20 protein-coding genes and 1 pseudogene are annotated in these 25,416 nt (G+C 50.9%); 14 read left to right on the top strand and 7 right to left on the bottom strand.

Translation table 11 applies throughout. The annotated features are described in order from the left end of the window. A pseudogene (locus tag NOG12_RS04830) lies at positions 1 to 199 on the top strand (ISL3 family transposase); the annotation flags it as partial. A 146-nt stretch (positions 200 to 345) separates the two neighbouring features. Here NOG12_RS04830 and NOG12_RS04825 read toward each other — a convergent pair. After that, a complete protein-coding gene (locus NOG12_RS04825; RefSeq protein WP_313932563.1) occupies positions 346 to 1,878 on the bottom strand; it encodes a plasmid pRiA4b ORF-3 family protein in 1,533 nt (510 codons plus the stop codon). A 148-nt stretch (positions 1,879 to 2,026) separates the two neighbouring features. Next, positions 2,027 to 3,199: a porin family protein gene (locus NOG12_RS04820; protein ID WP_313932562.1), complete on the bottom strand. Its 1,173-nt coding sequence runs from the start codon at positions 3,197 to 3,199 to the stop codon at positions 2,027 to 2,029. A gap of 362 nt (positions 3,200 to 3,561) precedes the next feature. Here NOG12_RS04820 and NOG12_RS04815 point away from each other — a divergent pair, with 362 nt between their 5' ends. The 5 genes from NOG12_RS04815 to NOG12_RS04795 are packed head-to-tail and all read left to right on the top strand — an operon-like array spanning position 3,562 to position 9,957. After that, positions 3,562 to 4,725 carry an iron-containing alcohol dehydrogenase gene (locus tag NOG12_RS04815; RefSeq protein WP_313932561.1) on the top strand — a complete coding sequence of 388 codons (1,164 nt, stop codon included), beginning with the start codon at positions 3,562 to 3,564 and terminating at the stop codon, positions 4,723 to 4,725. A 10-nt stretch (positions 4,726 to 4,735) separates the two neighbouring features. Further along, positions 4,736 to 6,079: a hypothetical protein gene (locus tag NOG12_RS04810; protein ID WP_128352372.1), complete on the top strand. Its 1,344-nt coding sequence runs from the start codon at positions 4,736 to 4,738 to the stop codon at positions 6,077 to 6,079. Then, complete coding sequence (locus NOG12_RS04805) at positions 6,076 to 7,455, top strand: sigma-54 interaction domain-containing protein (protein ID WP_313932560.1); 1,380 nt, start codon at positions 6,076 to 6,078, stop codon at positions 7,453 to 7,455. The genes NOG12_RS04810 and NOG12_RS04805 overlap by 4 nt, the downstream gene beginning before the upstream one ends. Then, entirely contained in the window at positions 7,448 to 8,890 is a 1,443-nt protein-coding gene (locus tag NOG12_RS04800) for an NAD-dependent succinate-semialdehyde dehydrogenase (protein ID WP_313932559.1), read from the top strand. The genes NOG12_RS04805 and NOG12_RS04800 overlap by 8 nt, the downstream gene beginning before the upstream one ends. Positions 8,891 to 8,922: 32 nt before the next feature. Next, positions 8,923 to 9,957: a cyclase family protein gene (locus NOG12_RS04795; RefSeq protein ID WP_313932558.1), complete on the top strand. Its 1,035-nt coding sequence runs from the start codon at positions 8,923 to 8,925 to the stop codon at positions 9,955 to 9,957. 92 nt (positions 9,958 to 10,049) lie between these two features. Here NOG12_RS04795 and NOG12_RS04790 read toward each other — a convergent pair whose 3' ends face one another. Further along, positions 10,050 to 10,643, bottom strand: a complete 594-nt coding sequence (locus NOG12_RS04790; RefSeq protein ID WP_153825977.1) for a hypothetical protein — start codon at positions 10,641 to 10,643, stop codon at positions 10,050 to 10,052. 414 nt (positions 10,644 to 11,057) lie between these two features. After that, entirely contained in the window at positions 11,058 to 12,545 is a 1,488-nt protein-coding gene (locus NOG12_RS04785) for an MBL fold metallo-hydrolase RNA specificity domain-containing protein (RefSeq protein WP_313932557.1), read from the bottom strand. Between the two features lie 486 nt (positions 12,546 to 13,031). Between NOG12_RS04785 and NOG12_RS04780 the strand changes: the two genes are divergently transcribed. The 3 genes from NOG12_RS04780 to NOG12_RS04770 all read left to right on the top strand — a co-directional run bounded on the left by NOG12_RS04780 (position 13,032) and on the right by NOG12_RS04770 (position 16,945). Continuing rightward, entirely contained in the window at positions 13,032 to 13,286 is a 255-nt protein-coding gene (locus NOG12_RS04780; RefSeq protein WP_313932556.1) for a hypothetical protein, read from the top strand. 279 nt (positions 13,287 to 13,565) lie between these two features. Then, positions 13,566 to 16,286 carry a putative bifunctional diguanylate cyclase/phosphodiesterase gene (locus NOG12_RS04775; protein WP_313932555.1) on the top strand — a complete coding sequence of 907 codons (2,721 nt, stop codon included), beginning with the start codon at positions 13,566 to 13,568 and terminating at the stop codon, positions 16,284 to 16,286. Positions 16,287 to 16,312: 26 nt separating this feature from the next. Then, entirely contained in the window at positions 16,313 to 16,945 is a 633-nt protein-coding gene (locus NOG12_RS04770; RefSeq protein ID WP_313932554.1) for a hypothetical protein, read from the top strand. Here the strand turns inward: NOG12_RS04770 and NOG12_RS04765 are convergent. The 3 genes from NOG12_RS04765 to NOG12_RS04755 form a co-directional block, all read right to left on the bottom strand. Continuing rightward, positions 16,914 to 18,095, bottom strand: coding sequence for a hypothetical protein (locus tag NOG12_RS04765; RefSeq protein ID WP_313932553.1), 1,182 nt, complete (start codon positions 18,093 to 18,095; stop codon positions 16,914 to 16,916). The genes NOG12_RS04770 and NOG12_RS04765 overlap by 32 nt on opposite strands. A 38-nt stretch (positions 18,096 to 18,133) precedes the next feature. Then, entirely contained in the window at positions 18,134 to 19,126 is a 993-nt protein-coding gene (locus tag NOG12_RS04760; RefSeq protein ID WP_313932552.1) for a hypothetical protein, read from the bottom strand. 120 nt (positions 19,127 to 19,246) lie between these two features. Next, positions 19,247 to 19,963, bottom strand: coding sequence for a hypothetical protein (locus NOG12_RS04755; RefSeq protein ID WP_313932551.1), 717 nt, complete (start codon positions 19,961 to 19,963; stop codon positions 19,247 to 19,249). 301 nt (positions 19,964 to 20,264) lie between these two features. Here NOG12_RS04755 and NOG12_RS04750 point away from each other — a divergent pair, with 301 nt between their 5' ends. From NOG12_RS04750 to NOG12_RS04730, 5 genes are read left to right on the top strand one after another with little or no spacing between them, the layout of a single operon-like run. Then, a complete protein-coding gene (locus NOG12_RS04750) occupies positions 20,265 to 20,954 on the top strand; it encodes a hypothetical protein (RefSeq protein ID WP_153825969.1) in 690 nt (229 codons plus the stop codon). Between the two features lie 59 nt (positions 20,955 to 21,013). Next, positions 21,014 to 21,790: a hypothetical protein gene (locus NOG12_RS04745; protein ID WP_313932550.1), complete on the top strand. Its 777-nt coding sequence runs from the start codon at positions 21,014 to 21,016 to the stop codon at positions 21,788 to 21,790. After that, complete coding sequence (locus tag NOG12_RS04740; protein ID WP_313932549.1) at positions 21,790 to 22,824, top strand: hypothetical protein; 1,035 nt, start codon at positions 21,790 to 21,792, stop codon at positions 22,822 to 22,824. The genes NOG12_RS04745 and NOG12_RS04740 overlap by 1 nt, the downstream gene beginning before the upstream one ends. Before the next feature lie 15 nt (positions 22,825 to 22,839). After that, complete coding sequence (locus NOG12_RS04735) at positions 22,840 to 23,964, top strand: hypothetical protein (RefSeq protein WP_313932548.1); 1,125 nt, start codon at positions 22,840 to 22,842, stop codon at positions 23,962 to 23,964. Then, positions 23,961 to 25,400 (top strand): hypothetical protein, encoded by a 1,440-nt coding sequence (locus tag NOG12_RS04730; RefSeq protein ID WP_313932547.1) that lies wholly within the window; start codon positions 23,961 to 23,963, stop codon positions 25,398 to 25,400. Before NOG12_RS04735 ends, NOG12_RS04730 begins: the two co-directional genes overlap by 4 nt. The last annotated feature ends 16 nt before the right edge of the window (positions 25,401 to 25,416 follow it).

The raw sequence follows: 25,416 nt of genomic DNA, 5'->3' as shown, positions 1-25,416 counted from the left end.
CCGACTGGCCAAAGACAAGAACCGTGAAGGGCGTGGTTACTCCTTCGAAGTGATGCGGGAACGAATGCTGTACACCACGAAGCACAAGAAGAAGCCCCCGACTGCAAAGGTCTCTCCGTTCCACAAGAAAACCATCGGTTACGGACTGCCGGACTTCGCAGAGGAACTCAACTACGGGGTCGATCTATCAACCATCTGAGGGTGGTATCAGGTTGGTGGGGTGAAGATGCCCCATCAACCATTAAATCCGTATACCCCTTTATTTAAAGATGAAGTTGGAATTAAAAACGTCAAACTCAACCCGCTGATTAGTATTTAAACCGATGCCACTTTAGATACCTCACATCATGGCGCCAGCAAGCTGCGGCCAAGATCGGTAACTGTGACTTGGTAGGCTTGGGTGTCGAAGCGGCGGTAGTCGTTGGTGGCTTGGTGTTGCCAGATGCCGAAGATGCCGAACAACGTGAGGTAGCGATAGGCGAAGTAGAATTGTCGTTCGCTATGATCGCTATCATCTCGCCACGCGCTAGCCGGGATCGGCTCTTCGTTAAGCGCGGGTATTAAGGTGCTGGTCATGTCGTACAGCATGTTAACCGGAAACTCGTGCTGCGGCAGATAGTGGCTGATGGCAAGCACCGAAGGAGCTACGGCACGTTGCAGTGGACACACCTGGTCGCCGAACACAAAACCCCAATGAAACGTGGTTAAGCAGGCTTTTAATAGTTCGTGATAAATCTCGCCCAGCGCTTGGCTAGCTATTAGTTTTTTGCCTTTCGCGGTGATGGTTAAACTGGTTTTGTTGGCTTTAACTAAGCTACTCTGCGCCATAATGTGTCGAGCAGCAGCAACCATGGTGACTTTTGATTCTGAGTTAGGTACTTCGTATTGCTGTTTGCCAATGCACGGAGTGTCGGGGCTATTGAGCTCAGTCCACATATGTTTGACCCAAGCTACCGGCAGATAGCCTGCAGCCGTGAGCTTAATGGGCTTGTCGCACATGGTTTGCAGTAGCGGCAGCAGAGCTTTCATAATCGGCGCCTCAGCGACCAGCTCGTTAGGTGGCGGGGCAAGGTGCATCGGCGTGTGCGTAAATGGCTTGTTGATAAACTCGTTCACATGCTGATAACGCTGCTGCGCATGCATGTTCGCGATAATTTGTTGTAACAGTAGTTGGGCTGCTTGCTTTTGCATGTCCAGCTTCAGCTCAGCAAATGCTTGCTGCCGCTCGGGCGTGAGTTCATCCTCGTTAAACTCTTCGGCCTCATCGGCCGCTATAAAGGCTGCTAACGCCTCTTCGTCAAGAAAATCCTCGCCGTCAGTCTCATCTAGTGCATCCTGGTCACCCATCACAAAAGCAAAAGCACGGTCGTGGTCGTGGGCTTGTTGTTCTGTTAGTTCGATAAACTGATCGAGGCGCTGTTGGATCTGCGCTAGGTTCGGCTTGTTGCTGGAGCGCTCGGGCATATGTGCAACGCCGCCGCTATCTTCAGTAGGGCAAGCACCCACCGCTTCGATGATTTTAACTGAGCTGTGCCGAGGCTGAATGCTGCTGCCCCCATGAGTTACCGTATGACGCCAGTCATCGCCAAAATCATAAACGTAAAGCAGGCTATCGCCTTTGCGAGGCAGCTGGGCGACTAGCTTGGCACCTATTTCAGGTTGCTCGTTATCAAAAGGATCATCAAAAGGGTCATCGTTGTTCGAGAAGAAGCCTGCTGCAGTTTTGAACATATGCAGATGGGAATTGGTCCACCCCATCGCTAGCTGAATGTAGTAATGCAGCCGGTATAAATCGATTTTAGCTGGCACCAACAGCTGGCGCGACACTTGGTAAGGGGCATCTTCAAGATTAATGTTCAGTGTGATGTATTTGGCCATAGATAGCGCTCGCTGCGGGGTGGTGGTGGGTAGGATAGCAGAAGTTTGCGAGCATCGGGAGGGGCTTTGAGGGACTTGCGGCCCCAGCTACGGAGCTGGGGCCGCAAGTGGCTCCGGAGCGGGGTCCGGAGGTGGGTCTGCAAGTTCCTCAAAAGCTGAGGGCGAGGCCGACGCTGATGGCGGTGTTTTCGATGCTGTCGCCGGCGTGGCTTTCGGCATCCATGCGAGAGACTTCACCAGAGATGGTGAACATGCTCCAGAGGGTGTGCCAGACGCCGATGCTGGCTTTGCTTTGTTGTTCTACTTGCGCCAAGGTATCAACGCCAGCGAGGTCTACTTGTGAGACACCGTAGTTGATGCCAAATTTGGTGGCTCCTATGGTGTGGGTGGCTTGGGCTAACCAGCCCGAGCTATCGCGTGGAGCGCCATTGCTATCGGCAGCATCAATCAGAAGTCCGTAATAGCCAAAACCTTGACCGTCGAACGCTGAAGCCATGAAGCGGGTATCGCCCAACTGCAGCGCCGCGGTGATATCGATGCCACGGGCGCTGTAGCTGCCGCTTGGGGTGCTAACATCTTGGTTGTAGAAGGTGCTAGAGACAAACCCTTGCTCGTAGTTGTAGCGTAGGCGGCCGTGCAGGCCTGGCCGTTCAGAGCCTGAGTCGCCGACATAGCCGTTACCGCCGAAACTGACTGGATCTAACGGCTGAAAAATACCGATATCGGCCTGCCATTGTTCGCCAAACTGACGGCTGTATGTGATTTGTGACAGCCTATCTGCAAATACGTAGCCGTAGCCAGCCGCACCTAGAGTGGTGTTCAGAGGACTACGAATGGACGCTGGTGCGCCAACTCCGCCTAATGCCATATCTTCTAGTACTACATCGATACCGAATACGCCGTAATCACGACCCACTTTGATGGTTCCTAGTTCTGCGTTGCCTACCGTAAAGAAGGCGCGATAAGCACGGTTGTCGCCGTTGCCGTTAAAGGCGCTGTTATCAGTGGTGCCGGGCTCGATGGCGATCACTGCTTTGATATCAAAGCCTTCGCGTTGGGTGCTGGCGGAGAATTGGAAACTAGCGGGGCTGTAGCCGTTGGATACCGAGGTAGCATCTTCGCCGGTACAGAGCAGAGCATTGCCTGCAACGACGGCCCCGGAGTCATCGCAATCGGCGAATACCGCATGGGCGTTCACATAACCGTGAAAGCCAAAATCCCAAGCGGGCTCGCTGCTGCTGTTGGCATAGGCTGGTGCGGTACCCAGTAACAGAGCGCTCATTACTGCTGGAAGATAAAGCCGTGTTGTTTTGTCAGTCATAACCATTGCCTCTTGTTGTTATTATCGTTGGTGACAGCTCTCAGAATGAGATGATGCTGATGTGGGTGATAGGTGCAATGGCTGTGCCAAGTCGGTAGCTATTTATAACTCCATGTTTTTAAAGCTATTTATTTTTGAGGATATGAATAACATTGATGACAATCGTCATCGTAAGGTGTAATTTGATGATGATTGTCATCAAAAGAATGAACAAGACTCTTCGGGGTAAATAATAAATTCATTTAAAAACATGGTGTTATGAATTTTATGAAAGTTGGTACGCTGTTTGCATCTGTCTTTGTCATCCAAGGTACCGACTATCGAACGCCAATAACAAGAACAAGAACAACGAGAGGAAGATCATGAGTACTTCAACCGTTCAAACCTTTAAAACCGCTCGACGGTTGCTAACTGGCGCCCATGCTAGTCATCAGTTGGCGCACGAGATGCAACAGCTTGCTATGCAGCGCCCGTTATTGGTGAGTGATCGCGGGGTGAGTGAGGCGGGCATTATCGCTACGGTTACCGCCCAGTTGAACCAAGCTGGTGTGCATCACGTGACTGTCTTTGATGCGATTTCAGCTGAACCTGAGATGGCGGTGGTTGAAGCCTGTCGCGAGCTGTTTATGGCAAAAGGTTGCGATGGCATTGTGGCGATTGGTGGCGGTAGTGCCATGGATACGGCCAAGGCCGTGGCGGTTTACGCTGGTGATACGCGCCCGTTAGCGGAGCTGTTTGGTGAAGACCAAGTGAAACCTCGGCAATATCCGCTGATTTGTTTACCTACTACCGCAGGTACCGGATCAGAAGTTACCAACATTTCTATTTTGGCTGATACCCAAGCCCAGTTAAAAAAGGGCATTGTGAGTAATGAGATGTTGCCTGATGTGGCCATTGTGGCGCCAGAGCTCACGCTGAGCTGTCCGCCAGGTGTTACTGCGGCCAGCGGTATTGATGCGTTGGTGCATGCCGTAGAAAGTTACCTTTCAAGATTTGCGACGGCGTTAACCGAGCCCTATTCGTTGGCGGCTATCCGTAAAATCAAAGCCAGTTTGGTGCAGGCTTATCAAGAGCCTGACAACATGGTCGCCCGCGAAGAAATGGCCACCGCCAGTTTGATGGCTGGGCTGGCTTTTGGTAACGCTGGGGTGGGTGCTGTTCATGCTTTGGCGTACCCGCTAGGAGGCCGTTATCATTTGTCACACGGTATGAGCAATGCGGTGATGTTGGTGCCAGTGATGCGTTGGAACCAAGCGGCTTGTCCTGAGCGCTTTGTCGAATTAGCCAAAGCTTTTGGTGCGGCCGATAGTATCAGCGCAGAAGCGGCTGGGGATTATGTCTTACAGCAAATGCAGGCGTTGTGTGCGGCGGTCAATATTCCGGCGCAACTGCGCGAGTTTGACATCCCTGAGTCGGCCTTACCAGAGCTTGCAAAAGCCGCAAGTGGGGTCACTCGGCTATTGCGCAATAATCCGCGCGAGCTCTCGGTGCAAGATATCGAAGCCATTTATCGCGAAGCCTACTAAGGAGCCTCTGATGTCGTTATGGAAACAACGCGTTAGCGGCGCTGAAGCACCGTTTTTTGCCCTTGGTCCGTTTAAAGTGCGGTTGCCGTTTGTGCATTATCGCTTTGAATGGCCGGACTATTTTCAAGGGCTGTTGATGTGTGCGGTTGATCTTGCCGCCATCTCATTAATGACCGAACTGCTGGGCATGCCGTTCGAGGCGGCGTTAGCGATTGTGGTGCTCAATGGTTTGTTTTATTTACTGCACCATTTGCTTGGTGATCCTGTGGTCCCTGGGTGGATAACCCCAGCGATTCCGTTACTGATGATGTATGTGTCGATGTTCCCGGAAGGTGAGGCGCGGGTGCATGCATTGATTGCGTTTCAGATGTTGCTGGGGTTGTTTGCTATTTTGCTGGGCGCCTCGGGCGCTGCTAAGCGGGTAGTGCAGTTGATACCCAGTGCCATCAAAGCCGGCATTATTATGGGGGCTGGGCTAGCAGCGGTGGCTGTGGTGTTTGACGATGGTGGGCGCTTTGAAAGTTATCCATTTACCATTTCTATTGCGGTGGGTATTGCCTTTTATCTGATCTTTTCTAAGCATTTTGCAGCCTTGCAAGATCGTCATTGGGTGTTTGCGGCGTTAGGTAAGCTAGGTATTTTCCCGATTATTGCCTTGGCGATTGTACTGGCCCCGCTGTTTTCAGAAGCGCCTTGGCCGCAGTTGGAGTGGGGATTCACCTCGCCTGATTTTGCCACCATGTTTAGTCAATACACCTTGTTCGGAGTGGGTTTTCCGCCTTGGAGTATGTACTTGAGTGCGATTCCGACGGTGCTTGCGGCGTACATTGTGTTGTTTGGTGATGTGTTGCAAAGCAAGGCTATCTTGGATGAAGCAGACGAGGTACGCCAAGATGAGAAAATTGATTACGACCCTAATCGTGCGCATTTGATCTTTGGTGCGCGCAACCTCGGCATGAGCGTGATCGGACCCGATGTGACTATGTGCGGACCCTTGTGGGCGGCCATGCATGTGGTGATTGTGGAGCGCTTCAAAAAGGGGCGGCAAGCGATGGACTCGATTTTTGGTGGCGCCGGCTCGTTTCGTTGGGGCACCAATACCGGCTTGTTGTTGTTGCCGGTGGTGAGTTTGGTGCAGCCGATTTTGGGGATCGCTTTAGCGCTCACTCTGCTTATTCAAGGCTATGTGAGCGTGCGTATTGGCATTCAAGAGGCACGCTCCGAGCGTGATTTAGGGATTGCTGGGGTGATTGCTGCCATTTTGGTGGTGAAAGGTGCTACTTGGGCCTTTGCAGCCGGGCTGTTGCTGTGCTTTTTAGTGTACGGCTGGCGCCTAAGGGAGCAACGCGCATGATGTCCGGCGATAATTTACAGCGAGTGATTGATGCGTTAAGTGATGGTGTCTATATCACCGATGGTCATGGCGTGACGGTCACTGTGAATAAGGCGTACGAGCGTATTACCCGCATCCCACGTAGTGCGCTCGTGGGCTTACACATGTCTGAAGTGGTACAGCGAGGCTACATCTCGCGTTCGGTGTCGTTGGAGGTGTTGAAAGAGCAAGGTCCGGTCACGCTCACTCAGACCATTGGCAATGATCATAATATTTTAGTCTCGGGTACGCCCATGTTCGACCCGCAAGGGCGACTTGAATACATAGTTACGACCGTGCGTGACGTTACCGAGTTGCTGCAGGCCAAACGCGCCGAAGAACAGTTGGAGCAGATCTTACATGTGCGTGACCATTATGGTGCGCACGAGGCCAACGATGCGGTGATTATCAGTCGGGCAACCCAGCGTTGCTACGATCTCGCCAAACGAGTTGCTCCCACCGCCGCCAAGGTTCTGATTCAGGGTGAAACCGGCACTGGTAAGACGTTACTGGCGCGCACCATTCATGATTACAGCGCCGTGGCGCAAGGGCCCTTTATTGAGTTGAATTGTGCTGCCATGCCAGAGAGTCTGTTAGAAGCAGAATTGTTCGGCTATGTGCCGGGGGCCTTTACTGGGGCTGCTCAGAAAGGCAAGACGGGGCTGCTTGAGGCCGCTAATAACGGCACTTTATTTCTTGATGAGATTGGCGATTTGCCGCTGAGCTTGCAAGCCAAACTGCTCAAAGTGATTGCTGAAAACCGGTTTATTCCGGTTGGCGGTATTCAATTCAAAAATACCAATTTCAGGTTGATTTCTGCAACCCACCATAACTTGCATGAATTGGTGGCACAGCACCAATTTCGTGAAGATTTGTTGTATCGCTTGAGTGTGGTGCCACTGGAATTGCCACCGCTGCGCGAGCGGGCTGAAGAAGTTGAAGCCTTGCTGCAGCATTATCTAAGCCATTTTAATGCTAAGTACGAGTTTGATTGTCGTTGGCACAGCGATGTGATTGCTCGGTTACAACGCTATCACTGGCCGGGCAACATTCGCGAGTTGATCAACCTGACCGAGCGATTGGTGGTGACTGCAGAGCAATCGCTGATTACCACGGCGCAACTGCCACGCGAAATGCGAGTAGATACAGGTTTTACGGCCCTTGGCATGGGCTTGAAAGAACAAGTAGAAGGTTTAGAGCGTGAGCTGATTGAGCAGGCTCTGGCCATGTACGGCACTACCCGCCAAGCGGCGGCAGCGCTGGGCATTGATCAATCGACTTTGGTGAAAAAGCAACAACGCTGGCGGGCCCAGCAAGCTGTGGAAAACCGCAATACAGTGGAGTTTAAAGATGTTTAAAAACGACGTGATTGAGTTACGCCAGCAGGCATTAGTGAATGGCCAGTGGCTTGATGCCGATGCGGTAGAGGAGGTCGTCAACCCAGCAACAGGAGAGTGCTTAGGCACGGTGCCACAACTCAATAGCGCGCAAGTTGAGGCCTGTATTGCTGCTGCCGAACAAGCCTATTACCTGTGGCGGCAGGTACCGGTTCGTGAGCGTTGTGCGCTGTTGCAGGCTTGGTATGAGTTGATTATGGCTGAGCGCGAGCGCTTGGCGCGGATTTTGACGCTGGAGCAGGGTAAGCCGTTGGCTGAAGCGCTCGGTGAGATAACTTATGCTGCGAGTTACATTCAATGGTTTGCGCAGCCGAGCCTGCTTGATGGTGGGGCGACCTTGCCCTACGGCGAAACCCCCTTATCGATGTTGGTCGTTAAAGAGCCGGTAGGGGTGTGTGCGGCCATTACACCATGGAATTTTCCGGCGGCGATGATCACTCGTAAGGTAGCGCCGGCCTTAGCTGCGGGCTGCACCATGATTGTTAAACCAGCGCCGGATACACCTTTTACAGCATTGGCTTTGGCTGAGCTCGCGCAACGCGCGGGGCTACCAGCTGGGGTGTTGAATGTGATCACCGGCGATGCACAGCAGGTAGGAGCTCAATTAACGGCTTCCAAGCAGGTTCGTAAGTTGAGTTTTACTGGCTCGACTGCGGTGGGGCGCTTGTTGATGGCTCAATGTGCTCCAACCTTGAAGCGACTGTCGTTAGAACTGGGTGGTAATGCTCCTTTTGTTGTTTGCGCCGATGCGGATATTGAGGCTGCGGTGGATGGAGCTATTGCGGCTAAGTTTCGTAATGCTGGGCAAACCTGCGTGTGCGCCAATGCCCTGTTTGTTGCCGATGAAGTGTATCAGCCATTTGCTGAACGCTTAGTTGAGAAGGTGCAGCAGTTGCGCTTGGGCTCTGGCGATCAGACTGATGTCACGATTGGGCCGTTAATCAACCGGGCGGCCCTGCATAAAGTAGAAAAGCTGTTGTTAGATGCGCTCACCAAAGGGGCCAAGCTGTTATGCGGTGGTAAACGTTGGCAGAGCGATGCTAATTGGTTTTTACCCACGGTATTGGCTGACGCCAGTTTTGCTATGGAGTGCGTGCAAGAGGAGATTTTTGGGCCGGTAGCACCTTTGGTGCGCTTTACTGACGAGACCCAATTAATTCAGCAGTTACGCCAGCAAGAGGCAGGCTTGGCTGCCTACGTCTACAGCCAAGATTTAAAACGAATTCAACGCTTTGCACGAGAGCTTGAGGTAGGCATGGTGGGTGTCAACACGGGCCTTATCTCAGATGCTGCGGTGCCATTTGGCGGAGTCAAAGCGTCGGGTATGGGTCGTGAAGGCGGCCGTCAAGGGATCGAGGAATATCTCGAAACCAAATACATTAAATTGAGTAACTAAGTTTTATTCCAATAACAATAAGGACTTACATTATGAAAACAACAAAGAAAGTACTACCAGTAGCGATTGCAGCCATGCTGATGGGTTTATCAACAGCAGCTCTGGCACAACAAACACCGATTGAGAAATTACAGGCCGATATGCCGAAGAACTGGGGCAAATGGGGAGATGACGACCAAATTGGTGCGCTGAATTACCTCGATGACGCGCAGGCGATGCGTGGGGTAAAAGCTGTGAAGCAAGGTAAGACATTTACTTTACAGTTGCCGATGATTCATGGCGTGGGACCGGTCTTTCCTGGTCGAGTGCCGGCCATGCACTATATGACTCAAGATGAGAGCATGTACGACACCGGTAAGCTGGATAAACTGGCGGGTGGCGTGAAGTATTCTGATGATGCGGTATTTATGTACCTGCAAGGAACCACGCACATGGATGCGTTAGGCCATGCTTGGTACGGTGACCAAGTTTACGGTGGGGTGAGCGCTGATAGTACGGTGCATGGGCATGACCATGTGGATATTGGTAGCTTGGCGAGTCACGGTATTGTGGGACGCGGGGTGTTGCTGGATGTTGGTTTGCGTAAAGGCGGTGATGCCGGGCGTTTGCCACCTAGCAGCTGCGTGACTTTGCAAGATCTGAAAGAGACAGCAAAGGCCCAAGGCGTAACGCTTCAGAAGCGTGATATTCTGCTGATTCGTACGGGCTCCGTTGGCCGTTTTTATAGCGATGCGCCAGATGCGCCATGGAGCGCTACCACCGAGCCAGGTTTGTGCTACAGCAAAGAGTTGGTGCGCTGGATTGATCAGATGGAAATTCCGGTGATTGCGGCGGATAACTTAGCAGTTGAATTGGTACCACAAAAGATTGAGGGTGACGACTACGTGATTCCTTTACATGGCGCGCTGATTCGTGATTTAGGTGTGGTGCTGAGCGAGTTGTATTGGCTGGACGATTTGGCTGCAGATAGCGCCAAAGATGGCCAGTATACCTTTATGTTCACCGCGGCGCCGCTGAAAATGGAACGCGGCTCAGGCTCGCCGATTAACCCGATTGTGATTAAGTAGGCTTGTTGCTCTTTTCTGTCTGCAGGGACTTGGAGGGACTTGCGGCCCCAGCTACTTAGCTGGGGCCGCAGGTGGCTCCGGTATTTAAGTCTCTACGCCAATGCTGCTGATATATTTCTCAATTCTTTAATTGGTGCTGCTTTTCGTTTAAGTAAAAGGTCTTCGTTAATCTTAAGAACAATGCTTTTTAGTAAATCAGTTGTGTTTGCTATATCGGTTATCACTTTAAGACGCTCAATTTCACTAGCTAGTAGCCGCCCTTTTAGGGATAGCCGTTTATCTGCTCGACCTTTTGCTAATTCGCTATTCAAATACTGTGTGATAGATTTCGCTGCCATCTCATTCTCAGACAATGCGTGAATATAGTATTTCATTAAATTGGGGACGAAATCGATGGAAGCCCCAATTTCTATTGTTGCTAGGTTTAGGATATCGATCAGGTGTGCAGGTAAGCGTCCCTCGACCGGTTTGCGCTTGGTTTCATACTGGCGCTTAACCGCGGGAGTTGATTGGTGTGGAAGGAGAACGACGCTGTCACATTTGTCGCAAACGCCAACCAGAACATTTTTAACGATACCGCTGCCATCGCTGAAGGGGACATCACGTAACTGGAATGTTGTGTCTCCAAATGATTGGCATGTTGTACAGGCTGCTTTGTGTGAGTCACCAACCTTGAATATTTTCATTTTAGCCTCTTACATATGAATGCTGATAAATACACTGTTTGCCTCATTGAAGTACCATTTGATATACCAGAATTGGCATGAGTACGTCACCTTCAAAACATGAACTTCTATACTGGCGTCAAAATGATGTGGGCTGGTCATGTAATCTGTACTTCTGGCTCGCTTAATAATGGTTGCAACCTCATTAAGAGTTACCTGTCCGGTCGCTAATAAGTTTTTGACGTCAATGTTGTTTCTCATTTCGTGAGAAACGAGTCCTTCATCCAAGCATTTGATGACTCTCTTTTTAATGTTGTTAAATCCCATGGCAGGCCTCTATTGTACGACATTGGTCGTACTTTGGTAAAGTTTTAGATTGTTTGGAGGAACTTGCGGCCCCAGCTCCGTAGCTGGGGCCGCAAGTCCTTCTTCGGCTCAATCGAAGCTGTCTAGGACGGCGCGCAGGGCGCGTTTGGCGGCGGGTTCGCCGTGTACGAGGCGGATGTCGGGGATGGGGCGCTGGGCGCTTTGTACGAATTCGACCAGTTCGCGCTGATCGGCGTGAGCTGAATAGCCGCCAAGGGTATGGATACGGGCGTTGATGGCGATGCGTTGGTGGTCGAGTACCACGTAGCCGGAACTGCCGGAGCCGAGGCCGTGTTCGGCGTAGCGTTGGATGTCGCGGCCGGGGGTGCCTTCGGCTTGGTAGCCGACAAAAATCAGATCGGTGCGAGCATCGGGCAGCAGCTCTTTCAGGTAGTTGACGATGCGGCCACCGCTGCACATGCCGCTGGCGGCTATGACAATCGCTGGGGTGCCGCTATCACGCAAGAGTTCCACCAGTTGTTCGTGCTGTTCGTGGCTTTCAACGATGTGCAGCCGTTCAAAATTAAGCGGATGGCGGTCGTCGGCCAGGCGTTGCTTGGCTTCGTCATCCCATTGCTGGCGCAGGCGTCGATACATGGCGGTGTATTGCGATGCTAGCGGCGAATCTAAAATCACTGTCATCTTGGCCCAATCGGTGTTGCTGTGGATGAGATCTTCAAGTTCGTACAGCAGCTCTTGGGTGCGGCCGATACTAAACGCCGGAATAAGTACCGTCCCTTTATCTTCAAAGGCCCGCTCGATGACTTGTTTGAGCTTTGCTTGCCGGTGCTCGCGCGGTTCGTGCAGGCGGTCGCCGTAGGTGCTTTCGAGTACTAAGATATCGGCGTACTCGAGTGGGGTCGGGTCCGGTAGCAAGGGCGTATTTTTGCAACCGAGATCGCCTGAAAAGACCACTCGAAAGCCGTCTTCGATGCGCTCAAATTCGGCGTAGGCAGAGCCTAAGATGTGGCCGGCGTTGCGTAGCCGTAAGCGGATTTGGTCGCGGCTAAAGGGTAGGGTAAACCATTGATCGTAAGCGATGGGTATGACTTGGCGCTGGATGCGGCGCACCAGGTGGTCAATCATGTCGTCTTGCTGGCTGGTATGGCCGAGCTGCAACTTTAGTGCATCGCTCAAGACGATCGGCAGCAAACTAGCGGTGGCTGGTGTGCAGTAAATAGGGCCGCTGAAGCCGGCGGTGATCAGCTGTGGCACGCGCCCGACGTGGTCGATGTGGCAATGAGTGAGCACCAAAGCTTCAATGTCGTCGATGCTAAAGCCAAGCCCGCTGCTATCTCGGCTGCTCATGCTGCTAGCACCGCGAACGCCACCACCAGCTCCAGCAGCTCCACCAACGCCGCTGTAACCCAGCGTGCCCTCTTGCTCGGCGACCGCTAGCATTTGTTGATGAAGCTGATGGCGTTTAGCATCCATCCCTTGAAACATACCGCAGTCGATCAACACGGAACATGGACTGGAGCTACCTTTGATATCGAGGTGAAGTTGATGGCAAGAACCGGTGACCCCTTCATGAGCACCATGATGTGTAATATCCATTTACATTTCTCCTTGAGTTATAAGCGAAAAATCAGCCTAGACCAGAAAAAAATTACTGACAATAGCCGATCTCTCAGGTAGCCTATTTGTATTAGGAGAGGCAGCACCTTGTTCGAACTCCGTAATCCATACTTTGGTCGCACTGCTGCCTCTTCTAATTCTCCTCATGCGCTAGCGCAAGCTCCGAACAAGCTCCGATTAAGCTCTGATTAAGCCCCCGCTAAGTTCCAAACAAACAAGCCCTCACCAAAACCTTTACACTGTTAAAATAACGGACGCTCAAATCATCCCCAATCTGACAACGATTTCGTATAAAACCCGATTGTTTTTTACCCCTTTCGTGCCTTATTCTTTAAAAGTTAACCAAGACGCAACAAATCGTTACGATTTTGCGCCTACTATATCGAAAATGATTTATAGCGTAATCTTTACATACTACCTACAATTATAAGCACTATTTTCTGTACGGACATGGGGGAACAAGCAGTGACAGCTAGTCAGAGTGGTCATTATAAGAGGCACCGCAAGATATCGTTATATAACGGTGACGAAAAATTATCTGATATTGGGGTGCCAAGCAGTGAATCGAATGGTCAAGCCTTGCGCCGGGCCATGATAGAAATGGAACGGTCACCGATTCTGACCCACGCGGTGTTTCGGGATCGCAATGGTAAGCTTTGGGTGTTACCACGCTCAGCTTCGATTTTTAAGCGGCTCCATATCAGTATTCTAGCGCATTAAAGCTAGTTGTCGCGTTAGTTATTGCATTAAGGCGACTTCATGAGGCAATCCGCAAGGTATGCCCACGGTAGTTACACATCTAAAATTCGCTCTATCACTTTTAAACTAGTTATCTCTATCTTCATCAGGATTTTTTTGGTTTTTGTTGGCAAACTCGCTAATCCGACTAGTCATGGTTATCTTCTTATGGTTATATAAGCTTATGTCGTAAATGCTGATGTGATGAGCTGACGGCGCTACCCATAATAATAAGAATAATTAGACTAGCAGGATTACCGAATGCGTATAATTCAGGTAGACCAACAAGCACGCGCAGTGACCCATTTGGTGTTGTCGCTTTCACTGCTATTAGCTGGGATTTTAATCCTGGGCTATCGCTACTGGGAACCGACCCAGTTGCCGCTTTACCACTCCATGAGCTCATCGTTGCTATTAGGTGCGGTGTTTAATGGCTTGAGTCTCCTTACCTTTGATTTGCATTCAAAACGCTCGTGGCAGCCTTGGTTGTCGCGGGCGTTTGCCGTTATTGGGGTGGTGGTAGCTGCCAACGGCTTGTTTGGCTCCGTGATTGATCCTTACGATTCGCAGGTGCATCCGATTACGCACGGCTTGATGGGGCTATTGTCGCTGTGGTTAGCGCTGCGGTTACGTGGGCGGGTGGCGATGCGCGTGCAAGCGTTGCTGGCGGCCCCGATTGCGCTGGGCATGTTAACCATGATAGTGCTGCATTTTTATTATCAGCAGCCGTTGATGGCGCGGCATCCGATTGGCAGTTTGATTAGTTGTACGCTGGTGTTGCTAGCGGCATTGGCGGTATGGAATGCCAGCCGTGCTGGGCATGAGTACCTGCCTCCTGTCAGTGCGTTGACCACCTGGATGGTCTTGTTAGGTTTAGCCGCCGCAACCAGCTTTGGTTTACTCACCTTTCACAGCCAAATGAATAACTTGCGTGAGCAAGGTCGTGAGGTTGCCCAGAATTTAAACGAGAGTAGGCGTTCACTAGGTTCGCAGCATTTGCGGACGTTCGAGCGGGTGGCCGAGCGCTGGAGTGATTATCCTGCCAGCCATCATGACCGATTGATGGACGCAGATGTTAAAGCCTATTTGGAAGATATTGATTTTCTTGAAAGTATGATGCTGCTTGAAGGGACAGATGTGGTTTGGGAGCAGAATAAAAACGGCGACAGCCATTACACCCATCTGTGGAACATCGACCCCTATTTGCGCGTGGATGCCGCGCCAAGTTTAACCCGAATTGAAATGCTGGTTGCCTCTCGCGAGAACTCGCCTGATGGAACCTTGATGTTTGTGCGTTTGCCGGTGGAATTTACCGAGGCGCATCCTCCGCAACAAGAACAGCCGGAGCGGCAGTTCTCTTTATTGGTGGTGTTTGACGTGCCGCTGATGTTAGCGCCGCAAACCCGCATTATGGAATCACCTATTACCGCATACACCATGCTTGGCCGAGGCGTGTTGATTGACTATGCGGGGTATTGGATCAGCGATGAGCAAAAAGCTTACCTCGCCAGTAAGGCTTTGTTCTTGTATGACAGTGCGTTAGTAACAGACTACAACACCTCAGGTAACCCGATTCAAACCTACTTGGTAGATCTCAGCAGTTTACAAGAGCGGGCTAATCTTGAGGTCTTAGTGGTGTTTGCGGGGATTTTGCTGGTGCTGATGATGGCACTGACGGTAGAGCGTAACCGCGAGTTGGTGTTGCAGGGCCGGCAACTGAAGTTTCAGGCCGAGCATGATGCCCTGACCGGGCTGCTTAACCGTACCACCAGTGAGCAGGTGCTAGCGGATAGGTTCCATAAAAACAAGCAGCAAACGGTGTTGTTTATCGACTTGGATGGCTTTACCTACATCAACGATAGCTTGGGCTTGCAAGTGGGTGACCGCTTACTCCAAGTGCTGGCGCAGCGGTTAGAAGCTGTGGTTGGTAAGCAGGCTATCTTAGGCCGGTTTGGTGGTGATGAGTTTTTAATCATTACCGACAAAGTGCATGATAATCAGCGAGCGGTCAAAGAGCTGACGGATAAGTTATTAGCGGCCGTCGCACAGCCGTATCGGATCATGCACCATAAAATATACTTAACTGCCAGTATTGGCGTGGCGCATCAAACGGACGACCAATATGCGCCATTGGAGTTGGTACAGCGGGCCGATATGGCCATGCATCAAGCCAAGCGCCAAGGCCATAATCACGTGCAAGTGTACCAAGAGAGTATGAGCTTGCAGTTTAAATCATCAGCGGCGATGCGTTCGAGTTTGCAGGAGGCGATTGAGCGCAATCAGTTGGCCTTGCATTATCAGCCGATTGTGCGCTGTAGCGATACCGCCACAGTGGGCTATGAAGCCCTGTTGCGTTGGGAGCGTGAACCTGGGCGCTTTATTCCGCCATCGGAGTTTATTCCCTTGGCCGAGATGACGGGCCAGATTATTCCGTTAAGTGAGTGGGTGTTTAGACGGGCCTGTGAGGCAGCGGTGCAATTGCAGCAATATGGGCCATGTAAGGTAGCGGTTAACTTAAGTACCTTGCACTTTAACCGAAGCGAATTTAAAGGCTTTTTAGAGCGTACGTTAGAAGATACCGGCTGTCAGCCGCAGTGGTTAGAGCTAGAACTTACCGAAAGCATCTTGATGGAGAACACCGACTATGCGGTGGATATCTTGCAAAGCTTGCGTGATAAGCAGATCAGCATCTCGTTAGATGATTTTGGTACCGGCTTCTCCAGCTTGAGCTATTTGCGCCGTTTGCCGGTGGATAAAGTAAAAATTGATCGGAGTTTTGTGGCAGGGATCAAAACCCATCGTAGTGACCGAGTGTTGATTGGCTCGGTGATTAAAATTGCGCAAAGTTTGAATTTTAAAGTGGTGGCAGAAGGGGTAGAAACCCCGCAACAAGCTGAGTTTGTTACTGAGCTAGGTTGTGATTATATGCAGGGCTTTTATTTTGGCCGGCCAGTACCCCTAGAGGATTTGTTTGAAAGTTAAAGGTTGTAGAAATGAAGGACGTAAGCATGTTACAGGATGATAAAAGGTTGGTTATTGGGTCGGCGCGCGGTATCACCCACATGGCTACGGCTATGCTCTTGTTGGTGGCAGGAACGACCGCTGCCAGCGCGGCACCCGTGGTGGCGAACCAGCTTAACGTGCAGCAAATTCAGGCTGATGTCAATCAGTTAGCGCAGGCGCGGCAGCTATTGAGTCATGCCGATGCCAACGTGCGTAGTAGTGCACTGAATAAGTTGTTGCAATCGGAGAATACGGCGCTACGTGAAATGGCCTATGCGGTCGGCTTTGGTAGTGCCGACGATGTGGCGCGCGCTATTACTTTGAGCCATAGATTTAACGAAGTACAGACGTTGCAGATCACCTTAAACGAAGGTGATGGCGGAAAAGCCGAGCAATTGCGGCGCAGTTTAGGTGGCGTGATGAACGTAACCGTGCGCAGTTATAACGAGGTGAATGGCCGCTTTGAGGTGCGTAACTTCGGCGGTAGCCACAATGGTTATGGTGAAGTAGCTGGGCTGCAGGTTAGCCTATCGCAAAACGCCTGCAGCGCTAAATTTGAGCTTAACGACGTGAGTGAGTTAAGTGGCAGTGTGACTTGTGCAGGAGTTACTCTGCCAGCAACGATTGACTTGTTTTAACCTCTGAAATCACGATCTGTTCCGCGTCAGCTTGCCAATGAGAATGCACCACCAGCATAAATTGGCGAGCTGCGACGTTGGCCTTGCTTAGATCGATCTCCTTTTGCTCTTGGCCGAGCATCCAAGTTCCGCTATACACAGGCACCCAGCCTTGCGCGCTGCGCTCGGAACGGTTGGCGAGGATCTCAAAATCACGGATAAAGCTGCTACGCTGCTTGCTATGGTTAGCCAAGGTAATGCTATTAAGCTGTTGTAAGTTATCACCTAGGCTAAACGTGAGCCGCACAGGATTATGTGCTTGATAGTTACCGAGCTTGTTATAGTTCGGCCCTTGTTGCGGCTGATAGCTCCAATGGGTGGCGGTATCACCATCGGTGAGCAGATTACTATTGCTACCGGCGCTGGGCGCATGGCTCCAGGCACTTAGCGTCACGCTTTGTTGTAGAGCATTCAGACCGGTATTATTGGCAAGATCTGCGACCAAGCCATCATTGAAAAAAGGGCCGATGGTTTCTAGTAAACGGTCGATGCGCAACACCAAGCCTTGGCCGCTATCTGCATCCACTGATTGCAACATCCCCACAGGCGTTTGGCCGACATAAACGGTACTGCCGCTCATGCCTTGATACAAAGGTGTGTTGATAGCATCGATGGGTTGTACGTAAAGGCGCAACAAATCAACGCTGCTGATGCTTACTGGGGTTAAGGTGCGAGCGCCATCGGCGCTAACGGTGCTAACACTGAGTTGGCTAGCACTTTGCAATTGTTTGAGGACATCAGCACTGGTGCTGGTGAGCTCGTTAAAGCTAGCGCCACAGCCCTCAGCAGCAGGGCCACTCACGCCCATAATCGATAGGTCGTAACCGAAGTTTTGAATGGCAACGGCTTCACCTTTGCTGCGCGCAGCATTGGCGGCGGTGAGGTTGGCAAAAAAGTTGTCTTTGACAACGTGCTCGGGGGTGATCAGGTAACAGCTGTCTAGGCGTTTGAGCAAAAAGCCTTGGCCGATCTCGCCGGCCTCAACAAATACCGGAGTAATGGGCGTGTTTTGTGCCCCTGCTGGTTGGGCAATAGCTGCGGTGGCGATGCTTAGCCCCACCGAGGCGGCTAGCAGCGGCTTGATTGCCGCTGTAGGTCGTAACTTAGCCATGATTCGGATATCACCTATTGTTTTTATACGTGCAGCTGTTAGCGATTCACCACCACTTCTTCTGCTTTGATTTGTTCTTTTTTCGGAGCAAATAAGCTTCGTAGCATCACGGTAAACTCAAGCATGAGGAAGATAATCGCGTACAAACTGGTAAGCGCCATCACCACAGGATCGTTACCGAAGCGCTTCCATAGCGAGGTTTTAGCATCGTAGCCGGCGCTGCCAAGGCGCTCTACCCGTGCGACCGTGGTCTCACCATGGGTGGTGATATACATGCTGTCATCGGGTTCATAGCGCACAAAACCACGAAGCACGGCGTTGGTGTTGCGCTCAATATCGTTGTGTAGCGTCACGCGGTCGCCTTGGTCTAACTCAAACTCGCCCGATACGTAACGTACGTCGCCAAACAGTTCCTGCTCGATGATACGAATATTGCCACTGAGTAACGTTGCTGCTACCGAAGTACTCACGTCGTCACCTATCACCACTTCTCCCATAAAAGGGAAGAGCAGTTGGCGTGATTGATCCATGATCACATCCACGTACGAACCCAATTCTTGGCGGCCAAGGTCACGTTCTAAGTAGCCGACTGAACCGTTAGCAAAGTCTGGATGTTCGAGGGTAATGACAAACTCGCTATTAGCATGATTAACAAAAAAGGTAACCTGAATACCTGGATTAACAATGATAAAATTCTCGCCAGTTTTGTAGTCAACCAGCTCCATTTGTTCTGCTGGATTTTGCTCGGGGTCCATCAGTGCCTCGCCGGTGATACCGCTAAGTACAGTCGCATCATTTGGGATACGCCACTGATTGATGGTGCTGTCGGCGGTCACAATGCTCATCACGTCCGTTCTCGCGCTTACCGTGTAGATGTTGACCCGATCGGCAAAAAGCACGTACGCAAGCGCTGCTACCATCCCCGACAAAATCAAAAAAATCACGCTTTTACGAGTCCAGCCGCGACCGCGCAGGTTCTTCACCCGCGTTACCATAAACATGCGCATCGCGCTATTTTTCAATACGGACATAAGTATCTCTTCTTATTAAATGCGAAGACGTTATTAGCTATTAGATATTAAATATTAGTTGATTGCGGAGCATCGGCTCGAATATCTAATATCTAATAGCTAACGGCGCCTTTGCCGTTATCAATACACTAATTCGAATTTGACTGGGGGGAGCATGCGGCCGGCTTGGCGGCGGACGAGGGTGATGGCGTTGCTGCCATCGCGCAGTAATGCTGGGTCGATTTCACACAGGGTATCGTAGCCGGTGCGGACGCCTTGCTTGATAGCTTGGCAGCGGTGATTTTGGTTGCCAGAGTCGAGCTGCAGTTGCATGAACACATCGCTACGCCCTGAGTTAGCGAATACGTATACTTTGCCGCCTGGCTCTTCGCCGCGATAGCTTAAATACACTTGTTGAATGCTGTTACTCTGCTCACAAGAGCCGGGTACGGCGACCATAGCCATCTCGTCAGCTGAGAGCTTATCTAACACATCTGTATGCTTACTAGGATATTCTACTGAATATAACTCAGCCTCTGCGGCGGCGGCCATGCGGTATTCATTTTCTGAGCTGTAGCTACCATCGCGCGAATGCACCTTTAAACAAATAGGTTGATCTAAATCAACTTTTGGCACTCGTACGGCAAGGTTTCCGCTAAGGTTGGGAGAAGCATACACCACCCCAACTAAGATACGCCCACTTACTGGTACGTTGGAGGCGTACGACTCAGTGAAGGCTTCTTGTGCCAGTCGTAATTCTTGAACAGGGGTAGCTAAACTCACGCTAGAGCAGAGGCCCACTGCGCTTAAGGTTAGGCTACCAAGTGCGATTTTTGTTAGCTTTTTGACATATTTCATCAGCAGTTTCGTCCTGTAAAACGGCTATTACTCTGTTAATCTTTCGTAAAGATTGCGTAGCTATGGGCTACTATGCCTGTAATAGAAGCACCATTCAATAGCAGCTAAATACTTTTTTAGCTATTTCAGATTTTTTTGTTGCAATGCGTTTACAAATTATTTACCTTAACGCTAGTGGCAAAGTATACAATTATATAACAATTTGCCTTGGACCTCTCTCAGCTTAGTTAGTTATTGGTATACAGGCTAGGTTGGGGGAACGTATGGAAAGCTCGTTGGAGCTTACGGAGAGACTCTTATTATGAAAAAATTAATCATTCCTGCTTTGTTGGCTTCAATGTTAACGCTTGCCGGTTGTGGCGCTACTACCAGCGATGCAGCCAAGTTAGATCGTAATCTTGCGATTGCCGAATTAACTGAACAAATGGATGAGCTGGGCTACGAACGCATCACCGCATTCCCTGGTATTCAAGACTTCTTAAATATCGTAGTAGATATCACTGAGCGTCAGAAGAAAGTGATGGGCTTATATCGCACCCAAGCAGAAAACCATGCTGATGTGCAGGCGTTCTTGTATGCGCAGCGTGAAGCAACGCCAGAGCAGTTGAAAGCAGCTATTATGGAATTTGATTTAGGCGCAACCACTGAAGCAGAAAAAATTGGTCCGAAGATCGATGCTTATCGTGGCGCGATCGCAGAAGTTTCTGCAGCTAACCAAGAATTATTTGAAGAGATTTTGATTCAAGGTGCTCAAGGTACTTACCTAATGAGTCAATACGGTACTGAAATTGCCAAAGCTATCGCAATTGCTCAAGCATATGTGATATTTGGCAGCGGTGAAGAGCAAACAGTGAATAATAACATTGGCCTGGCCATGACTCGGGCTATGGATCAAATCGATTTGGCGACTCAAGCAAGCGACCTTATTTCGATTGACCAAGATACCATGTTGGCGATTGATGCTTTGCAAGCTGAATTAGAAGCTAAATAAGCTATTAAGTAAGGCACTGGCTGATAAGGCCAGTGCCTACTGTTGCAGTTGAGACCTTTATGGCATTCATGCTAAAAAAATCAAGATCAATCCTGCTCATTGTTGTGGCTGTAGCCCTGGCAGGTTGTACGTTATCTCCGACACCGCAGCAGCGCGCAGAACGGCTGATAGCGAGTGGCAAAGATTCTATGGTTGAGCTGCAGCAAGAGTTGGCAGCTCAGCGGGCGGTGCCCTTAGCCCAAGATGGCAAATTAGGTGAGCTCAATAACTCGATGGTGGTTGTAGTTGAGCAAACCGAGCTCTGGCTAAACCAGTATCGCCAATGGTTATTGCAATATCCGCAGCTTTATTTGTTGCTACATGAGTGGCAGCAGCTCGATGAAACCGAGGCATCGCTGCAACAGCGGTTGGAGGCATTAAGCCCGGCTGAAGTGGATGCGTTGGTGACGGAGTTAAAGGCACAGTCGAGCTTCACAGCGCGCCTGGCCCAGCTTCGTGCAGATCATCGACTGGTTTATGAAAGTCATGAAGCCTTAGGGGCTGAGGCTCAGGAGGCGTTGGTGGAGCTGGGGACAGAGATAGCAAAATCCATGGGTGTTATAGCTTACCCGAAGCCAGTACCCCAGACCCCCGAAAATAATCTGTATGTGGGATTCATGTATTTGAACGATGTTTATGACCTTACTGGTCAGCTTTTACACGACGCTGATTCACAGCTACAGCTGTTAGATGGATTAGAAGCGGCTCTGTTGATGCGGCAGCAAGTTGAGAACAACCTGCACGATGGGATGAGTAAAGATAACGAGTTTTATCATTTAGGAACGGAACTGAATTGATGCACACATTTTGGATGCACACAGGTAAGATGGCGATGCTGTTGGGGCTGCTACTAGCGCTGCCCAGCGCGGCGGCGCAACAGTCGCCAGCGCAGTCGGCAACGCAATCGGCGACGCAGCAGCCGCCTACCCCAACGGAGGCCGACTGGCCGGATTGGGTGTTTGCTCCGGTCTCGGATTATCCCTCAACCCACTTGTATGCAGTGGGTTTTGGCGTTTCTAAGGCGACGGCACGGCAGCATGCGCTGGCTGAAATTAGCCTGCAAGTATCGGCTGATGTGAATACCTTACAGCGCAGTGTGTTGGCGCGTAAACGTAGCGCAGGTGCTACTGAAATTCAGGATGATTTTAGCCAAGTGACGCTGTTAGAGGCGCTGGGTTTGCAATTAGAGCAAGTAGAAGAGCAGCAAAGTGCCTTGTTAGAAAATGCTGATGGCAGCCAAGTTGCAGTGTTGTTGGCGGTGCCTAAGGCCGCGATTGTTGCGGGTTTGCATGACCGTTTGCGGCCCTTAGAGGCGTTGAATTTTCCATTTATGGATGACGCCAGCGAGCAAGGGCGAGCACAACAGTTATTGTGGAGTTTACAGTATCGGCAGAGTATCGACGATGGCTTGCGCTTAGAGCGCGCCATGGCAGCACTAGGCGGTGGCCAACCGATGGCGCGGATGCATTTAGAACAATTGCAGCGCGAGGTGCAGCAAGTGTGGCAGAATATGGGCGTACGGGTGGTTGCCAATTATGAACTGCAGCCATTGGTAGGGGCCTTATCGACGCAATTACCAGCAGCTACCGACAGCGTACTCTGGTTACGGTTAACGGAACAGCGTAAGCGCGGCCAAAAACAAGGTAAGTTTATAGAACAGCGCGTGGTGCAGGTGCAGTTAACCAGCCCTACCGCGCCTTTTACCGTGTATCAGCAACAACAGTTGCGTAGTATCGGTGAAGGGGCTAGTGCCAGTGCCGCTGAGCAAGCTGCGCTGCGCAGCATGCAACAACAATTAGAACAGCCCCTGCGGGCATGGTTATTTTTATAGTAAAGGACAACAAATATGAAGTTTGCCAAATTAGCCGTATCAGCTATCGCCTTGAGTGTGTTGGTGGCGTGCCAATCTACCGCACCTAGCCAAACGCAAAGCACCAAGGTGTCGAATCGGTCATCTGGAGTAAATGTTGCCAAGGCACCTGAACAATTCAATGATAGCGATATTTCGGTACCAGCATTTTTTAATACGCAAGGGCTAGAGAACTGTACCTTTGATGTGGATAACGAACATTCTGCGTGCCCGTTGAAGAAACCGATTGTACGCATGTATTTTTCTGGCACGGACGTGGGTGGCGAAGGCCAAGGCGTTGATGCTCTGCGGGCCTACGACGATACCCAGTTGCTGTTTATGCTAGAAAACCAATTCAGTGGCATTAACCGCTACCGGATTGTAACCCGTGATGATGCGGTGATTGATGCTGAAAGCGCCACAGTGTTAGAGCAGCAGGGCGCAGCAAAAGCGGCGGAATACTTTAGTGGTTCAGGCCCGTTACTGCCTGATTACGTGGTGAAAATTGATACTTTACGCACGGTTAAGAACGAAGGTTCGATTACCGGCTGGATGGATTACACCTTGGAGCTTACTGCGGCTACCATCAATCCGCGTACCCGTGAAATTATGTCGTATCCCAACCTAGGTAAAGTGCGGGTGAAATCAGAAGAAGTGCGCGACCGTAGCGAGCTGAAGTTTATCATGGCCAATAACCGTTACGTTTCGGGCTTCCGGTATAACGACAGCGCTCATGTAAACGCAGTGATCAATGATATGGCGTCTCGCGGGATCGATATTTTGCTGACGCGGATGCTGTCAGAAATTCCTGCATCGGCGCAGGTGTTAGGTATTAAAGGCGACCAAATTAGCTTAGATCGTGGCCAAAATGCTGGGGTGTTACCTAACGAAACCATGATTGTGTTTCAATACGAAGCTGGTTTTGTGGAGCCGATTGGGGTTGCTCGAGTGCAGCCGTCGATTAATAGCGCCAACGGTACGATCGTGCGTTGGAAAAATTCGCGCTTGGCCGATCAGATTGAACGTTCAGCCAGCAATGGTATTTATCGTCCAAGCAATGGCGTTAAGATTTTCGCCATCAGTGTCGGAACTCCAGCGGGGTTCTTGGAGAATAGAACATGATAAAAGCACGCAACTATACTGCTAAATTACCAGCAGTGGCGATGCTTTCGGGGCTGGTAGCGCTTGCGTTTGGGGCGGCCCCGGCAGCACACGCCAGCTCGATTAGTTTTAATAGTAATGCCGATATTACCGTGCAGGCTTGTGCCTATGGGCGCGGTGCAGCAGCCATTGCACAAGCTGAAGCGCAGGCAGCGGCAGAATTAGCGGCCTTTGTGAAAGGGCCTGCACTGCTGCAATTAAATGAGGTAGCTGACTCGCTAACTACCACCAGTGCCGCTGAAGCGACGCAGTGGGTACAGAGCTTGCAAGAGGCCAGCCAAAGTGGCATCACGGTCGCTAATTTATTTGTGCAAAGTGGCCAACCCTGGCTGCAAGGTTCAGATACGTGCGTCAGCATGACGCTGGTGCGAGGCACGGATGTCGGTGGCGCTGATGCCTTGGATGGCGATATCGTATGGGATGATGCCAGCCGTGAAGTTGCGGTGGTGGTGAACGGCGAAGGTTGGCCGAATAAAGCCAAGGGCTTAAGCGCGCAACAAGTGGCGGAAGTGGATGGCTTGCGTCGGGCGGTATCGCAAGTGGTTGGGGTGTGGTTGCAGCAAAACTACAGCCAGTACTCTAACTCGTCGATTGAACAAACCAATGACGAAGTGAACGAAAGCCTTAAGGATGTGGTGGCGCAACAGTTGCATACTCGCAGCAATGGCTTGGTAAAACGTTGGCAGTTATTGGATACCCAGATGCTGAGTGATGGCGGCGTTAAGTTAACCTTAGAAGCTGTGGTTGAAAAGCAAGAGCTAGCGCAAGCGGCGCAAGATATTCTGACCGCGATTGGCTCGCCACGGGTACGGGTGATGGCACCGCAACCGCTGGCTGATCATTTGCGCTTGTGGCTGAATCAGCAAGGTATTGAAGTAAGTGAGAATGCCAGTTTATTGGTGAATGCCAATGCCGATGTGCGTGTGAGTGGCAATAGTGCGCGGCTGCATTTAGGTGTGCAGGTAGAAGATGCCGCCGGCAATCTTTATGGCCAGTGGAACAATAACCCGGCATTATTAGCGCTGCCTAACAAAACAGGTATTCATCGCGATTTACTGGATGTTCATTTAAGCCATGAGCAACAGCGCGCGGCCTTAGCCAACGCGTTGTATGAGGCTTTTACCCAGATGGTAGCGCAGGGCGGACTGATTCATGAAATCGCCATTGCTCGGCGCTATTTGAGTAGTACCGCAGAGTTACCTGGCGTGTTGCAGACCATCGGCGGTGTGCGCGATGTGCAGGTAGGTGGCAATGAGCAGTTAGTTACGGCGCAGTTGCGCTATAACGGCAGCGCAGCGGAGTTGGCCTCGGTATTGAGCCAAGTACTGCCGCCGTTATTAGCAGCACCGTTACCGCAGGCGCGAATTGATAACGCCTATAAAATTAAATTTCTATAAGTTTAGGTAAGTTAAG

This window comes from Pseudidiomarina fusca (genome assembly GCF_032227045.1).
GTDB classification, from domain to species: Bacteria; Pseudomonadota; Gammaproteobacteria; order Enterobacterales; family Alteromonadaceae; genus Pseudidiomarina; species Pseudidiomarina fusca.
Note: the sequence above shows the minus strand (reverse complement) of the source record. Positions and strands in the feature narration are given on the sequence as shown.

Coding starts and splice junctions, on each gene's coding strand:
- NOG12_RS04805 (WP_313932560.1), top strand. CDS start 6,076: ATGATGTCCGGCGATAATTTACAGCGAGTGATTGATGCGTTAAGTGAT.
- NOG12_RS04825 (WP_313932563.1), bottom strand. CDS start 1,878: ATGGCCAAATACATCACACTGAACATTAATCTTGAAGATGCCCCTTAC.
- NOG12_RS04755 (WP_313932551.1), bottom strand. CDS start 19,963: ATGAAATATGTCAAAAAGCTAACAAAAATCGCACTTGGTAGCCTAACC.
- NOG12_RS04770 (WP_313932554.1), top strand. CDS start 16,313: ATGTTACAGGATGATAAAAGGTTGGTTATTGGGTCGGCGCGCGGTATC.
- NOG12_RS04765 (WP_313932553.1), bottom strand. CDS start 18,095: ATGGCTAAGTTACGACCTACAGCGGCAATCAAGCCGCTGCTAGCCGCC.
- NOG12_RS04735 (WP_313932548.1), top strand. CDS start 22,840: ATGAAGTTTGCCAAATTAGCCGTATCAGCTATCGCCTTGAGTGTGTTG.
- NOG12_RS04795 (WP_313932558.1), top strand. CDS start 8,923: ATGAAAACAACAAAGAAAGTACTACCAGTAGCGATTGCAGCCATGCTG.
- NOG12_RS04745 (WP_313932550.1), top strand. CDS start 21,014: ATGGCATTCATGCTAAAAAAATCAAGATCAATCCTGCTCATTGTTGTG.
- NOG12_RS04810 (WP_128352372.1), top strand. CDS start 4,736: ATGTCGTTATGGAAACAACGCGTTAGCGGCGCTGAAGCACCGTTTTTT.
- NOG12_RS04800 (WP_313932559.1), top strand. CDS start 7,448: ATGTTTAAAAACGACGTGATTGAGTTACGCCAGCAGGCATTAGTGAAT.
- NOG12_RS04785 (WP_313932557.1), bottom strand. CDS start 12,545: ATGGATATTACACATCATGGTGCTCATGAAGGGGTCACCGGTTCTTGC.
- NOG12_RS04790 (WP_153825977.1), bottom strand. CDS start 10,643: ATGAAAATATTCAAGGTTGGTGACTCACACAAAGCAGCCTGTACAACA.
- NOG12_RS04815 (WP_313932561.1), top strand. CDS start 3,562: ATGAGTACTTCAACCGTTCAAACCTTTAAAACCGCTCGACGGTTGCTA.
- NOG12_RS04750 (WP_153825969.1), top strand. CDS start 20,265: ATGAAAAAATTAATCATTCCTGCTTTGTTGGCTTCAATGTTAACGCTT.
- NOG12_RS04820 (WP_313932562.1), bottom strand. CDS start 3,199: ATGACTGACAAAACAACACGGCTTTATCTTCCAGCAGTAATGAGCGCT.
- NOG12_RS04760 (WP_313932552.1), bottom strand. CDS start 19,126: ATGTCCGTATTGAAAAATAGCGCGATGCGCATGTTTATGGTAACGCGG.
- NOG12_RS04740 (WP_313932549.1), top strand. CDS start 21,790: ATGCACACATTTTGGATGCACACAGGTAAGATGGCGATGCTGTTGGGG.
- NOG12_RS04730 (WP_313932547.1), top strand. CDS start 23,961: ATGATAAAAGCACGCAACTATACTGCTAAATTACCAGCAGTGGCGATG.
- NOG12_RS04775 (WP_313932555.1), top strand. CDS start 13,566: ATGCGTATAATTCAGGTAGACCAACAAGCACGCGCAGTGACCCATTTG.